A 23,625-nucleotide genomic window follows, 5' to 3' on the forward strand; every position below is an offset into this window, starting at 1 on the left:
GTGCCGACGGCTTCGGTCAAGCGACCTCTTCCGTTCGGCGATACGAAACACAGTGGCGCCGAACCTCTTCGGCAGAACACAGGAAGTAGGCATGGCAGCTCACCAGCGACTCATGAACATGATGTTCGGAACGATCTGCTCCCAAGTCGTCGGCACCGCCGCCCGCCTCGGGCTCGCCGATCACCTCGGCGACAACGAACTCGACCACCGCGAACTGGCCGAGCTCACCGACACCCACCCCGGCGCACTCGCGCGGCTCCTGCGCGCACTGGCCGCGTTGGAGATCGTCATCGAAACCCACCCCGGCACATTTCGATTGGGTGCGGCGGGTCTGCCGCTGCGCACCGACCGCCCGGACTCCCAGGCGGCGGCCGTACTGCTGTTCACCGACCCGGCCCTGCTGGATTCCTGGAAACTCACCGAGGAGGCGGTACGCACCGGACAGCCGACCTTCGCCGGGCTCTACGGCACCGACTTCTTCAGCTTCCTCGCCACCAAACCGGAATTGTCCGAACGGTTCAACGCGACGATGCGGCAGGTCAGCCTGCCCATCGCACAGCTGATCCCGGTGAGCTACGACTTCACCCGGTACCACACCGTGATCGATATCGGCGGCGGCGACGGCACTCTGCTCGCGCAGATCCTGCACGGTGCCCGCGCATCACACGGCGTGGTCTTCGATTCGCCCACCGGTGTCGCCGAGGCCAGCGCGACCCTCACCGCGGCGGGGGTCGCCGATCGCTGCCGCATCACAGCCGGCGACTTCTTCTCCGCGGTACCCCAGGGCGGAGACCTGTACGTACTCAAGAACATCCTGCACGACTGGGACGACGAGCGCTGCGTCACCATTCTCGAGCAGTGTCATAAGGCGATGCCCGCCGGCGGGCGCCTGCTGATCGTGGAATCCGTACTTCCCGATGCGGTCGATACCGCGAATCCTGCCCCCTACCTCACCGATATCAGCATGCTCGTCAATATGGGCGGCCAGGAACGGACCCGCAACGAGTACGAAACACTGTGCCGCCGTGCGGGTTTCGAAGTCACCGCGGTGCACCCGACTGTTCTGCCCACGTCGTACTCGCTGATCGAGGCAACACCGGTCTGAACGGATATACCTCATGCTCGACAAGTCCCGGCCGATCGTGGTCGACCTGCTGTCCGAAGACTTCCACGAACGGGCCCACACCGTCTACGACGAGCTGCGCGCCCTGGCACCGGTCGTCTTCGCCGAACTTCCGCAACAACCGGGCCGGGGATTCTGGATGATCACCGGATATGCGGCCGCCGAAACCGCACTGCGCGATCACCGGCTGGCGAACAACCCCCGCGCACTCCTGTCTCCCGAACAACTCGCCGCCAGAGCACGCGCCCGGATCCCGGAGCCACCGCACACCATGCTGCTGTCCGACCCGCCGGAACACACCCGGCTACGGCGGGCCGCGCAGCAGGCGTTCACGTCCCGCTCGGTCACCGCGTTGCGCCCCGCAGTGGTCCGCCATGCCGGACGGCTCCTGGACGAGGCGGAAAAGGCGGCCCGAGCCGGCGACGGCACTGTCGACCTGCTGCACACCTATGCCTATCCCCTGTCGCTGACCGTACTCGGGGAGATCCTCGGCTTTCCCGAAGCGTGGCACCCCGGCCTGCACGACCTCGCTGTTCGAGCGGCCACCGCGTCCACCCCGCTGTCCGGCCCCGACCCCGCCCTGCGCGACCAGCTCGAGAGCTACACCGGCGATCTGGTCCTCCGCAAACGTGACAACCCCGGAGACGACCTGGTCAGCCGGCTCGTCTACCCGAAGTCCGGTAAGGACGCACTGTCCGACGGCGAACTGAGGGCCATGATCGGCCTGCTCGTCGCCGCGGGTTTCGAGACATCGGCCAGTCTCATCGCCAGCGCCACTCTGGCCCTACTCGGCGACCCCGACCAATGGGCGGCCCTACGCGACGAGCCGGTTCTCGCCGCCCCCACCGTGGAAGAGACCATGCGCTACTGGGGCCCCGTCGAATCGGCGACGATGCGCCTCGCGCTCGAACCGCTGGAACTCGGCGGCCGGCGCATCGAACGCGGCGATCGAGTCCTGGTGTTCACCGCCGCCGCCAACCGCGACCCCGCCCACGTCACCGATCCACACCGCTTCGACATCCACCGCACGCCCCGGCCTCACCTCGGGTTCAGCGGCGGCATCCACAACTGCATGGGCGCCGCGCTGGCCCGCACCGAAGTCGCCATCGCCCTCACCACCCTCACCACCCGCTGGCCCCGGCTGCGCCTTGCGGCGCCGGCGGCCGAGTCGCGCTGGCGTCCCGGTATGGGACTGCGCGGCCTGCGTCGCCTGCCGGTACGCCCCTGAACCCGGCCATCTCGTGAATCCGGGCACCGCTTCCGCGGCCGGGCACCAGTACAAGAGCACAAGGAGTTCGATCATGTCATCCCCGACCGACGCCCAGTACGATGTCGCCATTCTGGGCGCCGGAATCGCCGGCAGCACCCTGGCCACCATCCTGGCCCGTCACAAACTGAAGGTCCTGCTCATCGACTCGGGCCTACATCCACGCTTCGCCATCGGCGAATCCACCATTCCGCACGCGACGACCACGATGCATATCCTCGCCGAGCGTTACGACATCCCTGAATTCAAGGCGCTGGCCAACTTCGCCGACACCGCCGAGCATGTGACCAAGACCTGCGGGCAGAAACAGAACTTCGGGTTCGTCTACCACGAGCAAGGCCGGCCCGCCGATCCGGGCAAAGCAAATCAGGTCGTCCTGGCCTCCGGGTACCGCCGCGCCGAATCGCATTGGTTCCGGCAGGATATCGACTCCTACGCATTCCACCTCGCCGTTCACTACGGCGCAGAGGCCCGGCAGCACACCCGTATCGACGATATCGAGATCGACCCCGCCCGCGGCGCCCGGCTGCGCTCCACATCCGGTGCGGCGTTCGAGGCGAAGTATCTGGTGGACGCCACCGGCTTCCGCTCGGTGCTGGCCGATCGGTTCGGGCTCCGCGAACAACCCACCCGGGCGCGCACCCACTCCCGTTCCCTGTTCACCCATATGATCGGCGTGCAACCGTTCGACGATATCGCACCGGTCCACTACAACCCGCCGACCCGGTGGCACAACGGAACCCTGCACCACGTCTTCGACGGCGGCTGGCTCTGGGTGATCCCGTTCGACAACAACGACAAATCGATGAATCCGCTGTGCAGTGTCGGACTCACCCTGACCGGCAGCGCGGTTTTCGACGACCGGCCGGCGCCGGAACAGGAATTCGATGATTTCCTCGAGCGATTCCCGGCCGTGGCGAAACAATTCGAGAATGCCACGGCCGTCCGGCCCTGGGTGAGTACCGGACGTCTGCAATATTCTGCATCCGATACGGTGGGGGACCGTTTCTGCCTGACCGCACAGTCCGCCGGGGCAATCGACGCACTGTTCTCCCGCGGGCTCGCGAACTCCTTCCAAACCGTGAACGCCCTGGCCTGGCGGATCATCGAAGCCGCACGCGACGATGACTGGTCGACCGAGAAGTTCGCCGGTCTCGACGCACTCCAGCAGCGCATGTACGACGTGCACGACGATCTCGCCTACTCGTCGTATGTGGGATTTCGCCACTATGCCCTGTGGGACGCGATCTTCCGGGTGTGGCACACCTACAGCTTCTACACCGACGCTGCCTTGGAACACGCCTTGTCCAGGTATTTCACCAGTCAGGACGATCAGGTGTTCCGGGCTCTGGAACCCGGTGACTCCCCGCTGACGCAGGCGGTGCGAGGGCTACTGGCCGATGCGCGCACGACCTGCGAAGCGGTCGATCGCGGCGAGTTGACGCCCACGGACGCTGCGACGGCGATCATCGACCGGATCAACCGGGAACGGTTCTTCCCCGACTACCTGCCCCACGGGAACCCGGAACTCAAATACATCGACATCTCCCAGGACAAGGCGATGGATTTCATGCGGTGGACCCGCGCCGAGGCACCGCGGTGGATCAAAGAATCGTTTGCCTGACCCTGCGCCGAAATCCGGGAGACGACCGGTCGGCGCGGTTCCGATCGCGACTGCTCGTCTCCCGGACGGCATCTCCTCGAACCGGATTGCGAGAACGATGAACCGGCCCACCACCCTCGGCATCGACGACTGTGCGCATACCGTGCACTCGCACAACACCGACCCTTTGAACTTGGCCGCCGCCGTGGCGGCCTCCGGACGGCTCACCGACTACGTCGTCTACGAACAGCCGGGACGCTGGTACGTGGCCGGCAATCCGATCGGCGCGGTGACCGTCGGACCCGGCCGCCTGCACAGCACCCTCGGCGGCGACCACACCGAATCCTGGAGCGGTAACCCCTGGCCACGGATCCACGCCGCACTCGGCCGGGCACCGGTACCCGGGTGGCGTGCCTACGGCTGGGCCTGCTTCGAACTCTATCGCCCGGACACCGCCGCACCGGACGATATTCTCGCCCACTTCATGGTCCCCGGCGTGGAACTGGAGATCACCGAAACCGAGGTGCACATCCGTCGCTACGGCGCGCCGTTCGAATTCGAACTACCGCATACCTCCGCCCCCGCGCCGGCGCCCACACCCGTACCTGTCGACACGGTCGATACCGCCTACCTGGTGCGAGTGCAGGATGCGCTGGACCGGATCCGGCACGGCGAGTTCCACAAAGTGATCATGTCCCGCCGAGTGGACGTGCCGTTCGCGGTGGATATGCCCGCCAGCTACGCCGCGGTCCGCCGGATGAACGCCCCGGCCCGCTCGTTCCTGCTGGACCTCGGCGGCTGGCAGGCAGCCGGTGTCAGCCCGGAGACCGTTCTCGAAGCCGACGGCGCCGGGCTGGCCACCACCCAGCCGCTGGCCGGTACCCGCGCCCGAACCGGTGACGCAGAACGCGACCGGGCGCTGCGCGACGATCTGCTCTCCGACCCGAAAGAGATCTACGAGCACGCCACCTCCGTGCGGCTGGCCTACACCGAACTCGACAGTGTCGGCAGCCCCACGCGGGTCAGCGAATTCCTCACCGTGAAAGAGCGCGGCAGCGTCCAACACCTCGCGTCGCGGGTCGAAACCCTGTTACCCGCCGGCCGGACTTCCTGGGACGCCCTCGCCGCTGTGTATCCCGCCATCACGGCGTCCGGTATTCCCAAAGCACCCGCCTGCGCCGCGATCGACGACCTCGAACCCGGCACCCGCGGCCTCTACAGCGGTGCCGTCGTACGAGCCGACAGCACCGGATCTCTCGATGCCGCGCTCGTGCTGCGCGCGGTCTATCAACGCGGTGGGCGAAGCTGGCTGCGTGCCGGAGCCGGCGTGGTCACCGGCTCGACCCCCGCACGCGAACACGAGGAGACCTGCGAAAAACTGGCGTGTATCGCCCCCTACCTCGTGCCCGTGCGGTCCGGAAGCCCGGGGCCGGCCCCGGCGGGAGCATGACCGGAAAGACCTCTGGCCGCTGTCCCCGTACCTGACGCCGGGACCACCCGCGTAGGGCTCGGAACCACCGTGGCAGCGATTAGCGATCCTGCGCAGAACCGCATACCACCGCCCTCGTCTCCGATTATCCGGTGACGAGGGCGATGGGCCCTCCCAGAACTATGCCGAGGCAGTGACCCGCCAGTGCCGGGCCCGGGTCTGTGCCTCCCACATCGCGCGGTAGCGGCCCTGCTGTGCCAGCAGTTCGTCGTGGGTGCCCCGCTCGGAGACCCGGCCGTCCTCCAGGACCAGGATCTGGTCCGCCGCCACCACGGTGGAGAGCCGGTGCGCGATCACGATGACCGTCTTCTCCGCGACCAGCGCGTCGATGGCGTCCTGGACATACACTTCGCTCTCGGTGTCCAGCGCGGCGGTCGGTTCGTCCAACAGGACGATCGGCGCGTTCTTCAGAATCGCGCGGGCGATTGAAATGCGCTGGCGTTCGCCGCCGGACAATGCGCCGCCGATTTCGCCGACACGGGTGTCGTACCCGTGTGGCAGTCGTTCCACGAAGGTATGCACGTTGGCGGCCCTGGCCGCGGCTTCGATCTCTTCCTGGCTCGCGTCGGGTGCAGCCATCGCGATATTCGCGCGGATCGTATCGTCGAACAGATACACATCCTGGAACACCACCGCGATATTGCGATAGATCTCCACCGGGTCGAGTGCACCCAGGTCGAGGCCGCCGATGCGCACACTGCCGCCATCCGGGTCCGCATACCTGGTCAGCAACCTGGTCACCGTCGTTTTGCCCGATCCCGACGGGCCCACCAGCGCGGTGAGCGATCGGGCGGGAGCGGCGAAGGAGACTCCGCGCAACACCTGGGCGCCACCGGAATACCCGAAGTGCACATCGTCGAATTCGATGTCGTAGGCGCTGATTCGCGCCGCCGGGTCGCCCACGGGCAGTGCCGGGGCATCGAGCACCTCGCCGACCCGTTCCAGCGCCGAGTCGGTGATCTCGAAAATCGATGAGAGGTTGGCCATGGTCGACAACGGCTCGGCGAAACGCACCGCCGCGGCCACCATGGCGATCAGCAAGGCCGCCGACATGTCCAGATCCAGCACCAGCGCCGCCCCGGTCGCGGCCATTGCCACCAGACACAGTTGGACGACACTGGACGCCAGCAGTCCCGGCCAGGTCAGCCGCTTCTGCATGGCCGACATGGCTTCGTTCTGCTCTTGCAGAGTCTCGACCAGCCGCTGCGACGAGCTCCCGATCTGCCCGGTGGCGCGCAGCACCGGCAAACCCTGCACGTATTCGACCACCCGGCCGGCGGCCGCGGCATCGGCCGCATCGGTTCGGCGTGCCCCCGCCCCGGTGATCTGCTGGATCCGGCGGACGAACAACACCGCGAACGGCAGCGATACCGCGAGCACCAGCCCCAGCCGCCAATCGATAGCGATAATGATTACGCCGATGACCGCCGGAACCGTGACCATCTGGATGAACAGCAACGCCATCCCGGACGAACTCATCGTCGCATTGGCGACATTGCTGCCCATCACCGTGGTGAGATCCCCCGCGGCCCGGCGTTCGAGATCCGCCTGCGGCATGGTTCGCAGCTTGTCGCCCAAGCGCATCCGGGTAGCGGCGAGCACATCGGCCCACCGGCCGAACTCGAACCGCAACTGCGCGTAGTGGAATGCCGCCTGGGCCACCCAGCAGGCCACCAGTACACCGAACCAGCTCCACACGACGGTGGTGTTCACATCCGGTTGGCTCAGCTCGTACAGGATCGGGATCAGCGTGGCATACGCGGCCGCCTGCAGGACAGAACTGAGAAAGGCCCACCACAGGGTGCGGCGGAACTCGTCCCGGTAGTCTCCGGCGGCGAGCAACATCAGCCCCAGGATTCGCCTCATCGGTTCGTAGCCTCCTTGTTCTCGGCTCCGCCGAGGGCCTCCTTGTTCTCGGCTCCGCCGAGGGCCTCCTTGTTCTCGGCTCCGCCGAGGGCTTTCTCGATCTTGCCGCTGCCCAGTCCCCACCCCCGGGCGCGCTGATGATGGTCCCAGAGCCGGGCGTAGCGGCCGCCGGATGCGAGCAGTTCGGTATGTGTACCGGATTCGGACACCCGGCCGGATTCGAGCACCACGATCTGATCCGCGTCGACGATCGTCGACAGCCGATGGGCAACCACCAGCACCGTACGACCGCGGGTGAGTTCGGCGATCGCCGCCTGGATGGCGGCCTCGTTCTCCGGATCGGCGAACGAGGTCGCCTCGTCGAGAATCACGATGGGCGCGTCCGCGAGCAGTGCCCGGGCGATGGTGATGCGCTGACGCTGCCCGCCGGACAGCCGGGCACCGCGCTCACCCACCGGTGTGTCGTAGCCGTGCGGCAGTTCCGAGACGATGAAATCGTGCGCCTGCGCGGCTCGCGCGGCGGCCTCGACCTCGGCATCGGTGGCCGCGGGACGGGCAAGCCGGATATTTTCCTTCACGGTGTCGGAAAGCAGGAACGGGTCCTGGAAGACCATCGCCAACTGCCCGAGCAGATCCGCCGAGGCGATCCGGCGGACATCCACCCCACCGACGAGCACCTGCCCGCAATCCACATCCCAGAACCGCGGAATCAGCCGGGCGACTGTCGATTTACCCGATCCGGACGGCCCGACCAGCGCGCAGACGGTACCGCTCGGAACTGTCAGGTCCACCCCGTCGAGCGCGGCCCGGCCCGCACCCCCGTAACCGAAGCGAACGGACCGGAATTCGATCGACCCGTCGGCCGGGGTCTGCGGGTTCTCCGGTTCCGGCAGCGGCGCTGTGTCGAGCAGTTCGACAATACGCGCGGCACCGGCTTTGGAGTCGTTGATCAGGTTGGACAGGTTCATCAGCGGCACCACCGATTCCACCGGCAGGGTGCCGATGAGGATCGCCGCGACCAGTTGCGCCGGCGACATCGATCCGTTCGCCGTGAGCCAGCTCCCCACGGCGGTGACGATCAGGATGGTGGGCAGCGGCGCCACCGTCAGATTGGCGAAGATCATCGCGCTGCGATTGTTGTTCTGCCAGACCGTCGTTGCGACGTTGAACTGCCGGACTCGGTCGACGAAGCGCCGGAACGACACCGTACCGTCGTCGAAGGTCCGCACCACCGGCATACCCTGCACGAATTCGACCGTCGCCGCGTTGATCGCTTCGTTGGCCTCGTCGTAGCGACGCCGGGTCTCGACGTAATCCCGCAGTGTCAGTTGCATCCCGATGAAAACCACAGGCAGGAACACCGCGACGGCGAGCAGGAGCCGCCAGTCCACGAAGCCCAGCGCCACCAGCGCCGCAATGGGCTGGGCCACCGTGAATCCGGCCAGCGGTACCGCGTCGGCCACTGCCATGTGCAGACCGCGCACATCGTCTTGCACAATCTTTTTCACCGCCCCCGAGCCCAGGCGTTGTGCCTCACCCAGCGGAACCCGGCCCAGATGTGCGGCGAGATCGCTGCGCAGCCGCTGCTCGAGATCGAAGGACGCCAGGTGCGAGAGCAGGAAAGACCATGCGCGCATGGCGAATCGGACGAGGAACCCGGCCGCGGCGAGTACCAGGAAGGCCACCACCGTCGCGGTCTCGGTGTCGGCATCGAACAACTCGCCCAGCGCCAGCGCCAATCCCACGAAACCGGCCACACCGGCCGCTCCGCCGACCGCACCCACCGCCGCTGACGCACCGAGCCGGCCACGGACCGGCTCGGTCACCCGCAACAGCGCGCTGCCGGGCGTCACCTCGGCCCGCTCGGTAGTCGTTCGAGGCCCCTGCCCCACCTCTGCTACTCGGAGCGACGCCCCGGTATCACCCATTGTCACGGCTCCTGTCCGTAATGCACGAGAAACTGCCGCCCGGGCGGCGGCACAGTGCCCCCGATATCGAATCGAAGCCCTGCTTCATCGTCATCGACAGCCACGACTCCGGGAAACGATTATCATTGTCGAATAGGCGAACCCTAACACACCACCGCGCCCGGCACAGCCGACCCGAGCCGCCGTCCTTCCGCCACACACCGACGCGCGCCACCGACAGCACTGCGCCCACAATCCCGCCACCGCAGGCCGCCGGAAACCGTGGCGATCGAGTGTTCGTCCGCCACCGTTCGACCAGCTGAAACCCAATCGCCGACGCGCTTGCCCGACATCGCCCACCCGCTTCCCGCATCGGGCTATGTTGAGCACGTGGGTGAAGCGATATCGCTCGGTGAGGTCCAAGAGACTCTGCTGGTTCCCCTGTACGGCCGCGCGCAGGATGCCGAGCGACCGGACAGCATCCTCCGCGATACCAGGGCCATCGAACTGGTCTCGGCCCTCGACTACGACTTCGCGAAGTTCCGCGGCCCCGCACTCGGCGGCTCGGTGCTGCGCGCCGCCATCTTCGACGAATACCTCCGCAGCCACCTGGCCGACCATCCCGACACCACAGTGGTGGACCTCGGTTGCGGCCTGTCCACTCGCTTCGACCGCCTCGACAACGGCCGATTGCATTGGTTCGATCTCGACCTGCCCGACACGATGGCATTGCGCCGCAAGTTCTTCACCGACAGCGACCGCTACACGATGATCGAGGGCTCGATCATCGACACCGATTGGTTCGATCGGGTCCGCGAACCCGGTAACCAGGTGTTCCTGCTGAGTGAGGCAGTCCTGCTGTACTTTTCCGCCGAGACCGTGCACACCACCTTGGCACAGATAGCCGAAGGTTTCCCGGGCAGTCGACTGGTTCTCGACACCGGCGGCAGAGTCATGATGGGCAGCCAGGACCGCAATCCGGTGTTCAAACAGCTCACCGCTCGCATGAAATGGATCTGCGACGACCCGCGCACCTTGGTGAACCATGGGCTGCGACTGCTGGATTCCCGCACTTTCGCTTCTCCTCAACCGGCCGTTGCCGGGCGCTGGCCGCGACGGTACCGGGTCGGGATGAAGGTACTACGCGCGGTCTTTCCACCCGCGGTCACCACCTACAAACTGAACCTCTTCGAAACCACGGCACCCGCCTCCGGAGGCGATTGAGCAGATGACGAGGCCGACCTCGCATTCCGCCGTTCTGGCTCACGCCTGAAGACCCAAGCCCCCCAACGGTCGACATCCTCGTTACCGGCGAGACCTACGGACCGGCGGCGAAGTGGGTCCGCGACAAAACCACTGCCGCTGCAAGAACTTTCGGCGCAGCCGAGAAGCGTCCGGTGCCGACCGCAGCCGGCCTCGGCACCCGATCGGCGAACAACGCCCGCCGCGTTGCCGGTGCGAGATGCCGGATTCCACCGCAACACTCGGCTCCGCGCCGGCGGCATGCAGGACAGCGCCGAGCCGTTCGGCCGGCGCCGGCCCACATCGCCGCGGAGAGCAGGTGCAGGTACTCGGCGGCCGGCGCTTACACCGCGTAGCCGGTCACCGGGGACGCCGTCCGGTGGCCAGAATCCCCGGGTGGATCAGGTGGTAACCGGGTTCGTCCAAGACGTAGCGGTCACTACCCGGTGTCAGTGCGGCTTCGATACCGGCCAGATCCGCCGCCGTCGCGCCGACCTGCCGGCCGCATTCCCGGAGGGAGGTCAGATGTTCCGGCCACACCACCGCTTCCAGATACGCTCGCACCTCGGGGTCGTCGCCGAAACCGACTCGCGGCAGCACGGTGAGGGCGATATCGGTCAAACCGGCGGCCTGCAGCCAGCCGATATGGCGGTCGTGGTGATGCGGACCGTCCTCGGGCAGGCCCCAGCGCCGCAGCGAGGCCGCGCCGATCAGTCGCTCCCATCGCGAATGCCCGGGCAGGAAAGTGGCCCGGTAATAACCCGAGTAGAACAGGCCGAGCACACCGCCGGGTTTCAGCGATCCCGCAAGCCCGGCAGTCACCGCGGCGGGATCGTCGAAATTACCCGGCCAGATCACCTCGCCCGCCCAGACGGCATCGAATCCAGCGGCCTCGGCGGCCGGCACCTCGCGCAGGTCGGCGCGCCGCACCGAGACCCGGTCGGCCACTCCGCATTGTTCGGCGTATTCGCCCGCAAGGGCGACCACTCCCGGGTCGAGGTCGATGGCCTCTACCCGGGCGCCGGTCGCGGCCAAAGCGGGCAGCGCACCACCCGCACCGGTGCCGACGTCGAGGACCCGACTGCCGGGCACAATCGCCATACCGGCGATCGCGGCCGATACCAGCGGCTCCATGAACTTCCTGTTGGCCAGGAGATATGTGCTGAATACGGGATCGAGTGTTTCCGTGCTCATCGCGCACCCCGGTATTTCATGACAGACCCGATTCGCCGCTCAGCCCTGGCGGCCCTTGAAGCGCGGATTCTTCTTGTTGATCACGTAAAGCTTGCCCCGTCGCCGCACGACCTGCGCTCCGGGCTGGTTCTTCAGCGACCGAATCGATTTCCGGACCTTCATCGACACTCCTTATGAAAACGGTTTTCATTACAATATAGGATTCGAGCGGTCGCGTGAATACGGGAGGTCCGCCCACGGGCGGCCGATACGGTTGTCGCGATGGTCACCGCGGGCCGGCGGCGGGCGCCGACGCACTGCGCTGCGCCTTGTCCCACGCGCGGCCAGATAGCAGGCGCAGGCCGTTGAGGCCGACGATTACGGTGGAGCCTTCGTGTCCGGCGACACCGAGCGGTAGCGGGAGGTGCCCGATCAGGTCCCAGACAACGAGGACTGCGATGAAGCCGGCCGCGATCGCGAGGTTGGCGAGCACGACCCGGCGGGCGCGGCGGGCCAGCGCGATCACAGCGGGAACGGTGCTCAGATCGTCGCGCACCACCACCGCATCGGCGGTCTGCAGGGTCAAATCGGATCCGGCTGCGCCCATGGCAATTCCGGCATGGGCGGCGGCCAGGGCCGGTGCGTCGTTCACGCCGTCCCCGACGACCGTCACCCGCTCCCCCGCACCCTCGAGCTCGCGCACAGCAGCGACCTTGTCCTCGGGCATCAGGCCGGCGCGCACGTCGGTGATGGCGACCCGCTCGGCGAGCCGGGCGGCGGTGGCGGGGTTGTCACCGGTGAGCAGCGCCGGCGCGGACCCCGTCAGCTCGGTGATCGCCGCGACTGCCGCGGGTGCTTCCGGGCGCAGCCGGTCGGCGAGGCCGAGGACAGCGAGCGGGATCCGGTCGCACAGTACGACCACAGCGGTACGGCCACCCTTTTGTAGTTCGTCGGCGACGGCGGCGGCCTCGAGCACCGCGGGATCGGAGTTGCCGAGCAGCGCTGCTGCCGGAGAGCAGACACGGACGGAATACCCCTCGACGACCGCCGACACGCCCTGACCGGGCCGGGCACTGAATTCCTCGGCGACGGGCAGTGGCAGGCCGCGACGGCGGGCGGCGCGGACCACGGCCGTCGCCATGGGGTGTTCGCTGCCGTACTCGGCGGCTGCGGCCAGCCGCAGGATCTGCTCCTCGGTGAAAGAGGTTCCGGCCAACGGGCGGATTTCGGTCAGTTCGGGGGCACCACGTGTCAGCGTGCCGGTCTTGTCGAAGGCGACGCGGGTGGTGGTGCCGAGCCGCTCCAGCACCACGGCGGATTTGACCAGTACGCCGTGCCGGCCGGCGTTGGCGATGGCCGCCAGCAGCGGCGGCATGGTGGCGAGGACAACCGCGCACGGCGAGGCGACGATCATGAAGGTCATGGCGCGCAACAGTGCGGATTGCAGATCGGCGCCGAACAGCAGCGGTACGCCGAAAACAGCGAGGGTGACCGCGACCATGCCCACCGAATAACGCTGCTCGATCTTCTCGATGAACAACTGGGTTTCGGCTTTGGTCCGGCCGGCCTCTTCGACCAGTCCGGCGATCCTGGCCACGACGGAGTCCTCGGCGCGCCGGTCCACCCGTATCCGCAGTGCGCCGGTGCCGTTGAGGGTTCCGGCATACACTTCGTCGCCGGCGGATTTGTCCACCGGCATCGATTCACCGGTGACGGTGGCCTGATCTACTTCACCGGCTCCGGCGATCACTGTCCCGTCGGCGGCGATCCGGTCGCCGGGGCGGACCAGGATCACATCGCCGATCGCCAGATCCACGGCGGCGACGGTCTCCTCTTCACCTGCGTCGGTGAGCCGGGCGGCGGTATCGGGGGCCAGTTGCAGCAGCCCGCGCAGCGAATCCTCGGTCCGTGCGGTGGCCAGCGCTTCCAGGGCGCCGGAGGTTGCGAAGATGACGATCAGCAGAGCACCGTCGAGAACCTGGCCGATGGCGGCGGCGCCGACGGCTGCGACCACCATCAGCAGATCCACGTCCAGCTTCTTCTCCCGCAATGCGCGCACGCCCGCCAGCCCCGGCGCCCAGCCGCCGGTGGCGTAACAGGCCAGATACAGCGCCCACCACAGCCACGCCGGCGCCCCCAGCCATTGCGTGACCAGCCCGAGCAGGAACAGCAGCAGCGCCGCACCCGCCCAGCGCGCCTCGGGGAGCGTGAACAGCAATGGCGCCTGCGGCGCGGCGGCCGACCGGCTGGGTGCGGCTGTAGTGGTCGGAACCACGAGGGACCTCCAAGATTCGGAGCAGAGTCGAATCGAACATATCAGAACACATGAAGACGTGTTCATTTATTCAAAACGACTGCGCTAGAATCCGTGCTCATGGGACATGGGGTCGAAGGCCGCGACCGGCCGACCGCGCGATTGGACGCCGAGTCCGCCGCGCGCGTGGCGACCACGCTGCAGGCGCTCGCCACGCCCAGCCGGCTACTGATACTCAGCGAACTCCGCCAGGGCTCCCGTGCGGTCTCCGAACTCGCCGACGCGGTCGGCATGGAACAGTCGGCGGTCTCCCACCAGCTCCGGCTGCTCCGCAATCTCGGGCTGGTCACCGGCACGCGATCGGGTCGCAGTATCGTCTACGGCCTCTACGACAACCACGTCGCTCAACTACTCGACGAAGCCGTCTATCACAGCGAACACCTTCGCCTCGGCCTACCCGACCAGGACGAAGCCCCCACCACGCAAACCCCTGCCTGAGAATCGTCATTCGACGCGAGAGGGCCGACGGAAGCCGACTCGCTCGGAAACTGCCTCGATCCGGACACAGAAAGTACGGTCGACCAGGAGGCCCATCGGTGATACGCGCAGTGTGGAATGGCGTGGTGCTCGCCGAAACACCGCGCACGATACGGCTCGAAGGCAACCACTATTTCCCGCCCGAATCACTGCACCGTCAGTACTTCGGCGAAAGCCGGAAGAAATCGCTGTGCCCCTGGAAAGGACTGGCACGCTACTACACGGTGACCGTCGGCGACATGGTGAACCCCGACGCCGGTTGGTACTACCCGAATCCGACCCCGCCCGCGCGGCGGATCGAGAACCACGTTGCATTCGGCAACGGCGTCGAGGTTGTGGGCGAGCCCGAATAACCCGGCACGGACGTGATGGACGCGCGGAGGAAAGCACATATGCCGTGGCGTCCGATCCGGCCGGGAATTCGGATTGCCGCACTGGAAAGTGGGTAGCCGCGCGGGAGTCGGCGGGTCGCCGATGACCCGGTGTCAGCTGCCGGAACGCACGATGCGGTGACGACCCGCCCGTATCCGCGGTTTCCTGGTCGGCCATTCGAAAGGAACAGGCGTTGTGCATTATCTCGACAAGGCGAAACAAGAGCTGATAGCGCTCGTGGGTAGAGCTGTGGGGCCGGTGAGCGGCAGCAGCAGCCAGACCTTGACCGTGCGCTGCCCACGCGCCGTGGCCGAACGGTTCTGGCGTGACCCCGCGTGCCTGTCGCGCGTCTTCCGCGGAATGGCCGACGTTCGGTCGACCGGGCCGGACCGCTACGAGTGGGCGGTGCAGCGAACCGGCGCGGAGTCCATCACCTGGGAGAGCACCCTTGTCACGACAGGCAACGGCGTGCGATTCGTCGATGCGAACGATACCGACCTGGTACAGATCGAACTCGGGTTCGCGGATGCACCGCACGAGGCGGGCACCGAGGTCCGGATATCGGGACATGCCCCGCTGCCGGAACAGCTCACCGGCGCGGCCCTGTTCACGGTCCTCTACCGGGGGCGTGCGCTGTTGCAAACAGGCGAGGTACCGACGCTCGAGCACAACCCGAGCGCCCGCCGGCCGACCGGGGAGGCATGATGCGTGCACTGTGCTGGAACGGCGTCAACGATCTCGCGGTGGAAACCGTACCCGACCCGGTACTGGTGAACCCGCACGATGTGATCGTGCGGGTGAAACTGACGACCACCTGCGGTTCGGACCTGCATTTCATCGACGGATACCTCCCGGGGATGCGCGCGGGAGACGTATTCGGCCACGAGTTCATGGGCGAGGTCGTCGAAGCCGGCCGGGAGGTCACCGAGACACAGGTGGGGGCCCGCGTCGTCGTGCCGTCGTTCATCGGCTGCGGGTCCTGCCGCTACTGCGATCGCGACCTGTATTCGGTCTGCGACACCACCAACCCCAACGCCGCTCTGCAACAGCCCGTCTTCGGGTATCCGACCGGCGGTATCTACGGCTACACCCACCCCTTCGGGGGATATCAGGGATCGCACGCACATTACATCCGCGTGCCGTTCGGGGATACCAACTGTTTTACCGTCCCCGAGGGCGTCACCGACGAACAGGCCCTGTTCTGCTCCGATGCGGTGCCCACCGGTCTCATGGGCGCCGACTTCTGCGATATTTCGCCCGGCGATACCGTCGCGGTGTGGGGCGGCGGTGGCGTGGGGTTGATGGCCGCCCATTCCGCGCGGCTGCTGGGCGCGGACCGAGTCGTCGTCATCGACCGGTTTCCCGAGCGGCTGGCCTTGGCGCGCGAACGATTCGACGCGGTCACGATCGACTACACACAGACCGACAGCGTCCCGGAGGCACTGCGGGAGATCACCGGCGGCCGAGGCCCGGACGCATGCATCGACGCGGTCGGGATGGAGGCGCACGGCACCGGTCTGCAGCAGGCCTACGACCGTGTCAAACAACTGCTGCGCCTGGAAACCGACCGTGCCACGCCGCTGCGTGAAGCCATCCTCGCCTGCGGCAAAGGCGGTGTGGTCGCCGTGCTCGGTGTCTACGGGCTCACCGACAAATTCCCGATGGGCGTGGTGACCAACAAGAGCCTCACGATCCGCACCGCCCAGCAGCACGGGCAGCGGTACATGCCGAGGATGTTCGACTACATCGAACAAGGCGACCTCGACCCGTCCTATCTGATCACCCATGACCTACCGCTGGAGGACGCCGTGCGCGGCTACGAAATGTTCAAGACGAAAGAGCACGGATGCATCCGGGCGGTCTTCCGGCCGTGAGCGCCTCGCCGTCCCTGAGCAGCCGGGCACTGATGATCGCCGGCTACGCGATCCTGGTCGCGGCGGTGACGCTGCTGGGCGGCTGCACCGGCCGGCAACTGCCCCACGGTATGAGCGCCGGCGATCTGGTGCGCACCGCCTTCGCGGCGCACAAACTGTCCCGGCTGATCACCAAAGGTGCTGTGACCGCGCCGGTGCGGGCGCCGTTCACCAAGCCTACCGGCGACGGCGGACCGGGCGAGGTGATGGAACAGCCGAAGCCCGGAAACGGGGCGATGGCAAGCATCGGAGAGCTACTCAGCTGCCCGTTCTGCTTCGACGTCTGGCTCATCACCGCGTTGACGGTCGGACGGGTTTTCGCCCCGCGGGTCACCCGCACGGTGACCGACGCAGCCGCGGCCCTGGCCGGCGCGGACTTCCTGCATCTCGCCTACGCCGGCGCCCAGCAGATCGCCGAGGGTGAACTACCGACCCCGCACCGTTGACCTCCCGCCTCGGTCCGCCGCGATACCGCGAGCCGAGGCCGTCATATCGCAGCGCGCCGATATGCCTCCTGCACGGCCGCCGGGATCCGGCCGCGGTCGGGGACATCGTGACCGTTGTTCCGCGCCCATTCACGCACTGCCTTCGCATCTTTCGATCGTCCGGTGGCGACGCCTCTGGTGCGGCCCCGGCCTCCGGTCCGGCGGGCGAAGGGCACCCATTTCGCCATACTCGCGCGGAATTCCCGCGCGTTCGCCTCGCTCAAATCGATCTCGTACAGCACTCCGTCGATCCCGAACGACACCGTCTCCGCCGCCGCGGACCGGCCGTCCAGATCATCGACCACAGTGACAACAACCTTGCGCGCCACGCTCCATACCTCCACTCACCGACCCACTGGATTACCCAAACATCCCGCGGCACAGTAGCAGTCACCGATATCCGGCCTCATGAGCAACGCCGGGCGAACCGGCGATTCCCGAGCATTCGCGTACGGAACCCGCTCGGGTCCAGGGCTTTCCGTGCGCCGGTTCAGCGGGTGCGGCTCGCCTCGGCCAGGGACGCAGCGAGCAGGTCGTAGTCGACATCTCGCCCTCGGCGATATCGGCGGTCTTACGTTCACCGTTGCCCATCGACCTGAACACGCCCTCGACCGCCTCGATGTCCGAAGCGTCGAACACCATGAACGACACCTTGTTCTTCGCTGCGTGGATCACCGCGGCATGCTGCCCGTTCTTCGGGAAGTGCGGTTGCCGTACCGGATCCGCTCTTCGACGGCGGGGATCGCCTTGTGGATCGTTGCGCGCAACTGCCGGCACACGTCGATCTGCCAGGACGGCAGTTTGTCGATGTATCGAGTTACTTCGTCGTCCATGTGGATCCGGCTCGGAATCGGGCGGCGCCGACGGTGCCGACGGTGCGCGATAGCCGGAGCGGCGTCACAGAGTGCAAATATGAACACAGCCTGATAGTTAGCCACCTAACTATCAGGCGACGAATAGGATTGTTGTATGAGTGAGAAACCCTCCGTACCCGACTCGGTCGACTCTGTCGTCGCGGCTTGGGCGCGTGAACGCCCGGACCTCGACCTCACGGCGATCGGTATCGTCGGCCGTCTCGGCCGGGCCGCGCTGCTCCTGCGCCCGGAACAGGAACGAGTATTCACCGAATTCGGACTGCAACGCGGGGAATTCGATGTGCTGGCGACTTTGCGCCGGGCGGGCGAACCCTACATCCTGACGCCCTCACAGCTCTCGGCAACTCTGCTGCTCACACGAGCGGGCATGACCAACCGGATCGACCGGCTGGTGGCCTCCGGCCTCGTCGAACGCACACTCGACCCCAACGATCGGCGTAGTTTCCATGTCCGGCTGACCGAAAAGGGCTTCACCACGGTGGACGAGGCGATGACCGCGCATACCGCCAATGTCACGCGCCTGCTCGCCGCCCTCCCCGCAACCGGGCAGGCAGCCCTCGAAGACCTCTTACGGACTCTGCTGCACACACTGGAAGCACCGGACGGCCGGGCCGCCGGGTAGTCCCGCGCGGGTTTCGGACGTCGGGGGCCATCGCGCCGGCTCGGGACGAAAATCGAAACGGACCTCGCCGCCCGGAGCCGAGACGGTATCTCCGCCGGCCCGCGCGCCCCGGCGGGCGTGCACACGACGGTGGCGGATCAGGCGGCCATTACATCCGCCACCGCACGACGTGGGGTTTCGGCGAGCGGAGCCGCACTACCGGCGGCCCAGCCCACGCGAACCATGGCCTGCGGGTAGGCGCAGTCGTGCAGGAGACCGGTACGAATGTCCTGACGGGAGTCGAGCATGCCGAGGGGTTCGGTCTGCAAACTCGTCGCCAAGCCGAGTCCGGTCGCGGTCAGCAAGAGGGCGCTGATCGCCTCCCCGGCGCGCAACTGGGCGCGACGATCATCGTACGGGGTGCCCACGACCAGCCATTGGGCGCCGTCGGGCCGGTCGGCGGGGTCCAGGAGGGCAGGCTCGGCAAAACTGCGCACCGGAATCTCGCCGGCGTGGCGGGGTGCGGGGGCATTGCGGGAGGGCACGCCGTCGGCGCTCCGGCCGGGACCGCTCCAGCGAGCAATCTCGGCCTGGTAGGCGGGATCGGCACTGTGCAGTTAGGCAGCGTGCCGCATCGGTGCGGCCAGCCGCGGCAGCAGCGGATCCGGAACCTGCCGGACAGCGGCACCGTAGGCACTGGCCTGGCCCGCGAGGGCGCGGATATGCCCGGCGGGGATCGGACGGGGCAGGTAGCGGCGGCGGTCGGTCCGCCGCAAGAGAATAGCGGCGGCCTGTTCGATCTGCGCGTCGGAGGGGCGCTGCCGGATGGTGCGCACGGTGGCCAGGTGGCCGGGATCGGCGGGATCCGGGCAGTACTCCACGCTGGTCGACCAGTTGAGCGCGGCCAGGGCGATGCACAGATGGTGCAGCGCAGCGCCGCAGCTGATGATCAGGGCCCGCTGGAAGGGGTCGGTGGCAGTGAGCTGGCGATCGGAATCGGCGAAGAGCTGGATTCCGGTGGCAGTCGGCCGCCACCGCCACGGCTGGGTGTTGTGGACCGACGGCGCTCGGACGGCGAGACCGAGTGCGATATCGATGGCCTCACGGTCCGGGATCGCGGCGAACATCTGTGGTTGTCCTTCCGATCACATGACTGGTTTGGGGATGTGGTCGCCGCCAACCGGCCGCCGGCCGCGGCGGAACCCGGACGGCGGCGTGTATCACCGCGGCACGCCGGCCGGTGGACCACGGCCGCGACGGCGATTGCGCTGGTCCCGAGGGTAGACATTCGCGCGGAAGCCGGCATCGTGGTGCCGGCCGGAGAACCGGCAAGCCGTTCCCGTTCGGGCCGGTCCACGATTCGCGGATTCCACAGCCGCCCAGCATATTCCGTTCCCCTGACCGTTCTCTGTCCGGCCGCGGGCCGCCGGTGTGATGTTGGCCATGAGCGCCGTGACGTCCGGCCACACCGGGCACCGGCGCCGCGACACGCGCGACGCCACGCTGTTTCCCGCACCGAATGCCGGGTAGATCGCCAGTACGCTGGGCAACCTCCCCTGGTTTCCGGCTGTGACAGATGCGATACACCGAGGAAAGGGATGCACACCATGCTGATACGTCGGCTTGCCCGGCCGCTGCTGGCGAGTACGTTCGTCGCGAACGGCGTCGAAACCCTGATGCATCCGCAATCACGGGTACAGGAAGCGTCGAACCTGGTGGTCAAAGGGCAGGAATCGCTGCCGTCGAATGTCGCATCGTCGCTCCCCTCCGACCCGGACACGCTGGTCAAGGTCACCGCGGCCGTCCAGATCGCGGGCGGCACGCTGCTGGCGCTGGGTAAGGCGCCGCGGCCCGCGGCGCTGGCCCTGGCGGCCACCGTGGTGCCGGCGACGGTCACCGAACAGAATTTCTGGGCCGAAACCGACCCCGAACGCAAGGCCGCGAAGCGGACCGCATTCCTGAAGGATATGGGTCTGCTGGGTGGGCTGATGATCGCCGCGGCGGATACCGCGGGCAAACCGTCGCTGGGCTGGCGGGGCCGGCGGGCCGCCCGTAAGGCCGCGGCCACGGTCGGCGGCGCCCTGCCGGTCGGCGCGTCGAGCCGTAACGGAACCGGCGAGATGGCGCGCCACCAGTTACAGCAGGCCGCGGAGCGCGGCCAGGAGCTCGCGGGCACCGTCGCCGGTAAAGGGGCGGAATTGGCCGAACTCACCCGCGAACGTGGCCCGGACTGGGCCGAGGCGGCCAAACACCGCGGTTCCGAATGGGCCGATATCGCCAAGCACCGGGGGAGCGAACTGGCCGAGATCGCCAAGCATCGCGGCGGCGAACTGGCCGATACCGTGCAGAATCGCGGGCCCGGATGGGCCGAGGCGGCCAAGGGCCGCGCCGCCGAAATAGGGGATATCGCCAAGCACCGAGGCGGCGAATTGGCCGATACCGCCCAGGCCCGGGGCCCGGTATGGGCGGAGACGGCGAAGCGGCGGGCAGCGGGACTGGCCGATGTCGCCAAGCACCGGGGCGAGGAGGTCGCGGAAGCCGCCAAACATCGAGGCAGCGAACTCGCCGGGACCGCCCAGGCCAAGGGACCGGAATTGACCGAGGCCGCCAAGAATCGTGCCGCCGGTCTCGCCGATTATTCGAAGAACCGCGGCGGTGAACTCGGCGCGGCGGCGAAGCAGCAGCGCGCCCAGTTGAAGAAACAGCGGGCACAACTGGAGAAGGCATACCGGAAGGGACGGGCGGACGCGGCGAAGCACCGCTGACCCCATACCGGCGATGCCCGGGCACGGTCACCGTGCCCGGGCATCCACTTATCGAGGTACGTCCCGCGGACGAGTTCTCGGCCCGGGCGGTGTCGCGGCGGCCGGCGGTTATTCGAGCCAGACCAAACAGAAGGTGTGTCCCACCGGGTCCGTGTACACCCGGAACGTATCCGTGGTCTGGATGAGGGTGGCGCCCAGGGCGAGAACCGCGGGTTCGGCGACTTCCACATCGGCGACGCGGATATCCAGATGAATCTGCTGGGAACCCGCCGGGTCGGGAAAGCTCGGGGGCCGGTACTGCGGGCAGAGCTGGAAGGCGAGGCGGCGGCCCTGCGGATCGGCCATCGCCACCCAGGTGTCGTCGCTTTCCGGCCGGACTATCTCCCCACCGAGCAGACCGAGATAGAACTCGGCCAGTTTCCACGGGTCCGGGCAGTCCAGAACGACTGTGCGCAAACCCTCGACACCTGCGGCGGCCATGGACAGCCCTCCTTCTCGACCGGACAACTGTCACGGCATACCCGGGCGAACACCGGGAAAAACCTCGCCGCACCGCACCGGCCGGGTGGTTGCCGTTCAGGCCGTCGCCGCGACCTCTTCGTAGACCTCACCCGCGGCCGCGGACAGCAGCCGTTCGGCCATCTCCTGTTTCAGCACCGTGAGCCGGGCGTCTTCCTCGGGCGTCCGGCCGGTTTTCGCGCCGAGTGCGATGAACTCGTCGGTGACGAACCCCGCATCGCGCAGCTGCACTCGCACGGTTTTTCCGCGGTAACCGAATTCCCAGACATACCGGGCGAGAGTGGTACCGCGGGAGGTCGCTGCGAGATCGGCGTCGACGGTGAATCGGTCACCGGTGACGGCCCGCAGCGCCATCTCGATGGCGTCACGACCGCCCGGTCCGGGGAACGCGGTGCGGACGGTGACCGCACGACGTTCGACCGTACCGAGCACGGCGACGGCGTCACGCATGGCGCAGTAGGCGTGGGCGACACCGCCGGGAAAGCCCGGGCCGTGGTACTTCATGAGGTCGGCATACGAGATATTCAACGGCACACCGTTTTCGTGGACGGTAAGCATTGGTCCTTCTTTCACTGTTCGCGATATCGAGGATCGACCGGTAGGGCGCAGTCCTCAGAGTCTGGGCCGAACTGGGCTCACCGCACGGCGAGTGGTTCCGGCGGCCATGGCGGTACCAGTCGACCGCACACTCGTCGAAGTGCGAATTCAGGCTAGCCTCACCTTTTTCGCGGGTGTCAAGCGGGCTCGTTTCACTTGCTTGCGAGCGCGTTCGGCCACCAGACCTTCGGGCCGACCAGGGTGAACAACGCCGGAATGACCACGGTGCGCACCAGGAACGTATCCAGCACGATGCCGATACCGACGATGATGCCGAGCTGGGTGAGCGTGATCAGCGGCAGCACACCGAGAACACAGAACACCGCCGCCAGCACGATGCCCGCACTGGTGATCACCGCGCCCGTCGCCGAAACCGCGCGCACCATACCGGCGACAGTGCCGTGGTCCGGGGTCTCCTCACGGGCCCGGGTCACCAGGAAGATGGTGTAGTCGACGCCCAGCGCCACCAGGAAGAGGAAGGCGAACAGCGGTGTCGTGGTGTCCAGGGCCGGGAAGCCGAACAGATGAGTGCCGACCACACTGCCCAGACCGAGGGCCGCGAGCGCGCTCAGCACGGTGACCGCGATCAGCAGCACCGCGGCGGGTACGGCCCGCAGCAGCACCAGCAGTACCGCGAAGACCACCACCAGGATCAGCGGGATGACCAGGAACTGATCGCCGCGGGCGGCATCGCGGGTATCGAGAGCCTGCGCGTCACTGCCGCCGACCAGCGCTTCCGCCGCGGGCACCTCGGCCAGCGCCGCACGCATCCGCTCGATCGTGTCGAAGGCCCGCGCGGATTCCGGCGCGGCGTCGAGCGTAACCATCCACCGATCCGTACCCGCATGACTGCCGGCCGGGTTCACCGCCGAGATCGCCGGAACGGCCGACAAGGCCCCGCGCACCTCGTCGCCGGTCCCATGGCGGGCCAGCACGATCGTGGGATCGGAAGAGCCGGACGGGAAATGCGCCGCCAAGGTATCGAAACCGTCGACCGATTCCGCCTCGACCCGGAACTGCTCGGTCTGCGACAACCC

General features: G+C 67.5%; 25 protein-coding genes. 12 read left to right on the forward strand and 13 right to left on the reverse strand.

Translation table 11 applies throughout. The features are described from left to right. Window positions 1-91: 91 nt before the first annotated feature. The 4 genes from IU448_RS24125 to IU448_RS24140 all read left to right on the forward strand — a co-directional run bounded on the left by IU448_RS24125 (window position 92) and on the right by IU448_RS24140 (window position 5,443). Window positions 92-1,105: a methyltransferase gene (locus IU448_RS24125; protein WP_195057993.1), complete on the forward strand. Its 1,014-nt coding sequence runs from the start codon at window positions 92-94 to the stop codon at window positions 1,103-1,105. A gap of 13 nt (window positions 1,106-1,118) precedes the next feature. Further along, entirely contained in the window at window positions 1,119-2,351 is a 1,233-nt protein-coding gene (locus IU448_RS24130; RefSeq protein ID WP_195057994.1) for a cytochrome P450 family protein, read from the forward strand. Between the two features lie 73 nt (window positions 2,352-2,424). Continuing rightward, complete coding sequence (locus IU448_RS24135; protein WP_195057995.1) at window positions 2,425-4,014, forward strand: NAD(P)/FAD-dependent oxidoreductase; 1,590 nt, start codon at window positions 2,425-2,427, stop codon at window positions 4,012-4,014. Window positions 4,015-4,111: 97 nt separating this feature from the next. After that, entirely contained in the window at window positions 4,112-5,443 is a 1,332-nt protein-coding gene (locus IU448_RS24140; protein ID WP_195057996.1) for a salicylate synthase, read from the forward strand. A 159-nt stretch (window positions 5,444-5,602) separates the two neighbouring features. Here IU448_RS24140 and IU448_RS24145 read toward each other — a convergent pair whose 3' ends face one another. After that, window positions 5,603-7,348 carry an ABC transporter ATP-binding protein gene (locus tag IU448_RS24145; protein ID WP_195057997.1) on the reverse strand — a complete coding sequence of 582 codons (1,746 nt, stop codon included), beginning with the start codon at window positions 7,346-7,348 and terminating at the stop codon, window positions 5,603-5,605. Continuing rightward, a complete protein-coding gene (locus IU448_RS24150) occupies window positions 7,345-9,276 on the reverse strand; it encodes an ABC transporter ATP-binding protein (protein WP_228814184.1) in 1,932 nt (643 codons plus the stop codon). The genes IU448_RS24145 and IU448_RS24150 overlap by 4 nt, the downstream gene beginning before the upstream one ends. Before the next feature lie 369 nt (window positions 9,277-9,645). Here IU448_RS24150 and IU448_RS24155 point away from each other — a divergent pair, with 369 nt between their 5' ends. Then, complete coding sequence (locus IU448_RS24155) at window positions 9,646-10,479, forward strand: class I SAM-dependent methyltransferase (RefSeq protein ID WP_195057998.1); 834 nt, start codon at window positions 9,646-9,648, stop codon at window positions 10,477-10,479. A gap of 378 nt (window positions 10,480-10,857) precedes the next feature. Here IU448_RS24155 and IU448_RS24160 read toward each other — a convergent pair whose 3' ends face one another. The 3 genes from IU448_RS24160 to IU448_RS24170 all read right to left on the reverse strand — a co-directional run bounded on the left by IU448_RS24160 (window position 10,858) and on the right by IU448_RS24170 (window position 13,945). Further along, window positions 10,858-11,691 carry a class I SAM-dependent methyltransferase gene (locus tag IU448_RS24160; RefSeq protein ID WP_195057999.1) on the reverse strand — a complete coding sequence of 278 codons (834 nt, stop codon included), beginning with the start codon at window positions 11,689-11,691 and terminating at the stop codon, window positions 10,858-10,860. A 39-nt stretch (window positions 11,692-11,730) separates the two neighbouring features. Beyond that, window positions 11,731-11,853, reverse strand: a complete 123-nt coding sequence (gene ykgO, locus IU448_RS24165) for a type B 50S ribosomal protein L36 (protein WP_033242076.1) — start codon at window positions 11,851-11,853, stop codon at window positions 11,731-11,733. A gap of 103 nt (window positions 11,854-11,956) precedes the next feature. Further along, window positions 11,957-13,945: a heavy metal translocating P-type ATPase gene (locus tag IU448_RS24170; RefSeq protein ID WP_324188702.1), complete on the reverse strand. Its 1,989-nt coding sequence runs from the start codon at window positions 13,943-13,945 to the stop codon at window positions 11,957-11,959. A 99-nt stretch (window positions 13,946-14,044) separates the two neighbouring features. Here IU448_RS24170 and IU448_RS24175 point away from each other — a divergent pair, with 99 nt between their 5' ends. From IU448_RS24175 to IU448_RS24195, 5 genes are all read left to right on the forward strand, one after another. Continuing rightward, window positions 14,045-14,422 carry an ArsR/SmtB family transcription factor gene (locus IU448_RS24175; protein ID WP_195058001.1) on the forward strand — a complete coding sequence of 126 codons (378 nt, stop codon included), beginning with the start codon at window positions 14,045-14,047 and terminating at the stop codon, window positions 14,420-14,422. A gap of 98 nt (window positions 14,423-14,520) precedes the next feature. Continuing rightward, entirely contained in the window at window positions 14,521-14,814 is a 294-nt protein-coding gene (locus IU448_RS24180; RefSeq protein ID WP_195058002.1) for a DUF427 domain-containing protein, read from the forward strand. Window positions 14,815-15,028: 214 nt separating this feature from the next. After that, window positions 15,029-15,538: a hypothetical protein gene (locus IU448_RS24185; RefSeq protein WP_195058003.1), complete on the forward strand. Its 510-nt coding sequence runs from the start codon at window positions 15,029-15,031 to the stop codon at window positions 15,536-15,538. Further along, complete coding sequence (locus tag IU448_RS24190; RefSeq protein WP_195058306.1) at window positions 15,538-16,707, forward strand: zinc-dependent alcohol dehydrogenase; 1,170 nt, start codon at window positions 15,538-15,540, stop codon at window positions 16,705-16,707. The genes IU448_RS24185 and IU448_RS24190 overlap by 1 nt, the downstream gene beginning before the upstream one ends. Continuing rightward, complete coding sequence (locus IU448_RS24195) at window positions 16,704-17,192, forward strand: DUF1360 domain-containing protein (protein WP_324188703.1); 489 nt, start codon at window positions 16,704-16,706, stop codon at window positions 17,190-17,192. Before IU448_RS24190 ends, IU448_RS24195 begins: the two co-directional genes overlap by 4 nt. 41 nt (window positions 17,193-17,233) lie before the next feature. On the opposite strand, the gene IU448_RS24200 is transcribed toward IU448_RS24195, so the two are convergent. From IU448_RS24200 to IU448_RS29200, 3 genes are all read right to left on the reverse strand, one after another. Further along, window positions 17,234-17,560 (reverse strand): histone-like nucleoid-structuring protein Lsr2, encoded by a 327-nt coding sequence (locus IU448_RS24200; RefSeq protein WP_195058005.1) that lies wholly within the window; start codon window positions 17,558-17,560, stop codon window positions 17,234-17,236. 61 nt (window positions 17,561-17,621) lie between these two features. Next, a complete protein-coding gene (locus IU448_RS29195) occupies window positions 17,622-17,906 on the reverse strand; it encodes a hypothetical protein (RefSeq protein ID WP_228814186.1) in 285 nt (94 codons plus the stop codon). Next, window positions 17,903-18,064 (reverse strand): hypothetical protein, encoded by a 162-nt coding sequence (locus IU448_RS29200; RefSeq protein ID WP_228814187.1) that lies wholly within the window; start codon window positions 18,062-18,064, stop codon window positions 17,903-17,905. The genes IU448_RS29195 and IU448_RS29200 overlap by 4 nt, the downstream gene beginning before the upstream one ends. A 136-nt stretch (window positions 18,065-18,200) precedes the next feature. Here IU448_RS29200 and IU448_RS24210 point away from each other — a divergent pair, with 136 nt between their 5' ends. Next, a complete protein-coding gene (locus tag IU448_RS24210; RefSeq protein WP_195058006.1) occupies window positions 18,201-18,728 on the forward strand; it encodes a MarR family winged helix-turn-helix transcriptional regulator in 528 nt (175 codons plus the stop codon). A 137-nt stretch (window positions 18,729-18,865) separates the two neighbouring features. Here IU448_RS24210 and IU448_RS29205 read toward each other — a convergent pair whose 3' ends face one another. Then, window positions 18,866-19,252, reverse strand: coding sequence for a hypothetical protein (locus tag IU448_RS29205; protein ID WP_228814189.1), 387 nt, complete (start codon window positions 19,250-19,252; stop codon window positions 18,866-18,868). Window positions 19,253-19,324: 72 nt separating this feature from the next. Next, the gene (locus IU448_RS29210) at window positions 19,325-19,834 is read right to left on the reverse strand and encodes a hypothetical protein (protein WP_228814191.1); all 510 of its coding nucleotides are present in this window, start codon (window positions 19,832-19,834) and stop codon (window positions 19,325-19,327) included. Between the two features lie 480 nt (window positions 19,835-20,314). Here IU448_RS29210 and IU448_RS24220 point away from each other — a divergent pair, with 480 nt between their 5' ends. Then, window positions 20,315-21,472, forward strand: coding sequence for a DoxX family protein (locus IU448_RS24220; RefSeq protein WP_195058007.1), 1,158 nt, complete (start codon window positions 20,315-20,317; stop codon window positions 21,470-21,472). Window positions 21,473-21,580: 108 nt separating this feature from the next. Here the strand turns inward: IU448_RS24220 and IU448_RS24225 are convergent, their stop codons facing one another. The 3 genes from IU448_RS24225 to IU448_RS29815 all read right to left on the reverse strand — a co-directional run bounded on the left by IU448_RS24225 (window position 21,581) and on the right by IU448_RS29815 (window position 23,415). Further along, on the reverse strand, window positions 21,581-21,952 hold the full coding sequence (locus tag IU448_RS24225; protein WP_195058008.1) for a VOC family protein: 372 nt from the start codon (window positions 21,950-21,952) through the stop codon (window positions 21,581-21,583). Between the two features lie 96 nt (window positions 21,953-22,048). Continuing rightward, window positions 22,049-22,549: a hypothetical protein gene (locus IU448_RS24230; protein ID WP_195058009.1), complete on the reverse strand. Its 501-nt coding sequence runs from the start codon at window positions 22,547-22,549 to the stop codon at window positions 22,049-22,051. Between the two features lie 191 nt (window positions 22,550-22,740). Further along, a complete protein-coding gene (locus IU448_RS29815) occupies window positions 22,741-23,415 on the reverse strand; it encodes an MMPL family transporter (RefSeq protein ID WP_416383044.1) in 675 nt (224 codons plus the stop codon). Window positions 23,416-23,625: the final 210 nt, after the last annotated feature.

The sequence above is a fragment of the Nocardia flavorosea genome, from assembly GCF_015477805.1.
Classification (GTDB): domain Bacteria; phylum Actinomycetota; class Actinomycetes; order Mycobacteriales; family Mycobacteriaceae; genus Nocardia; species Nocardia flavorosea_A.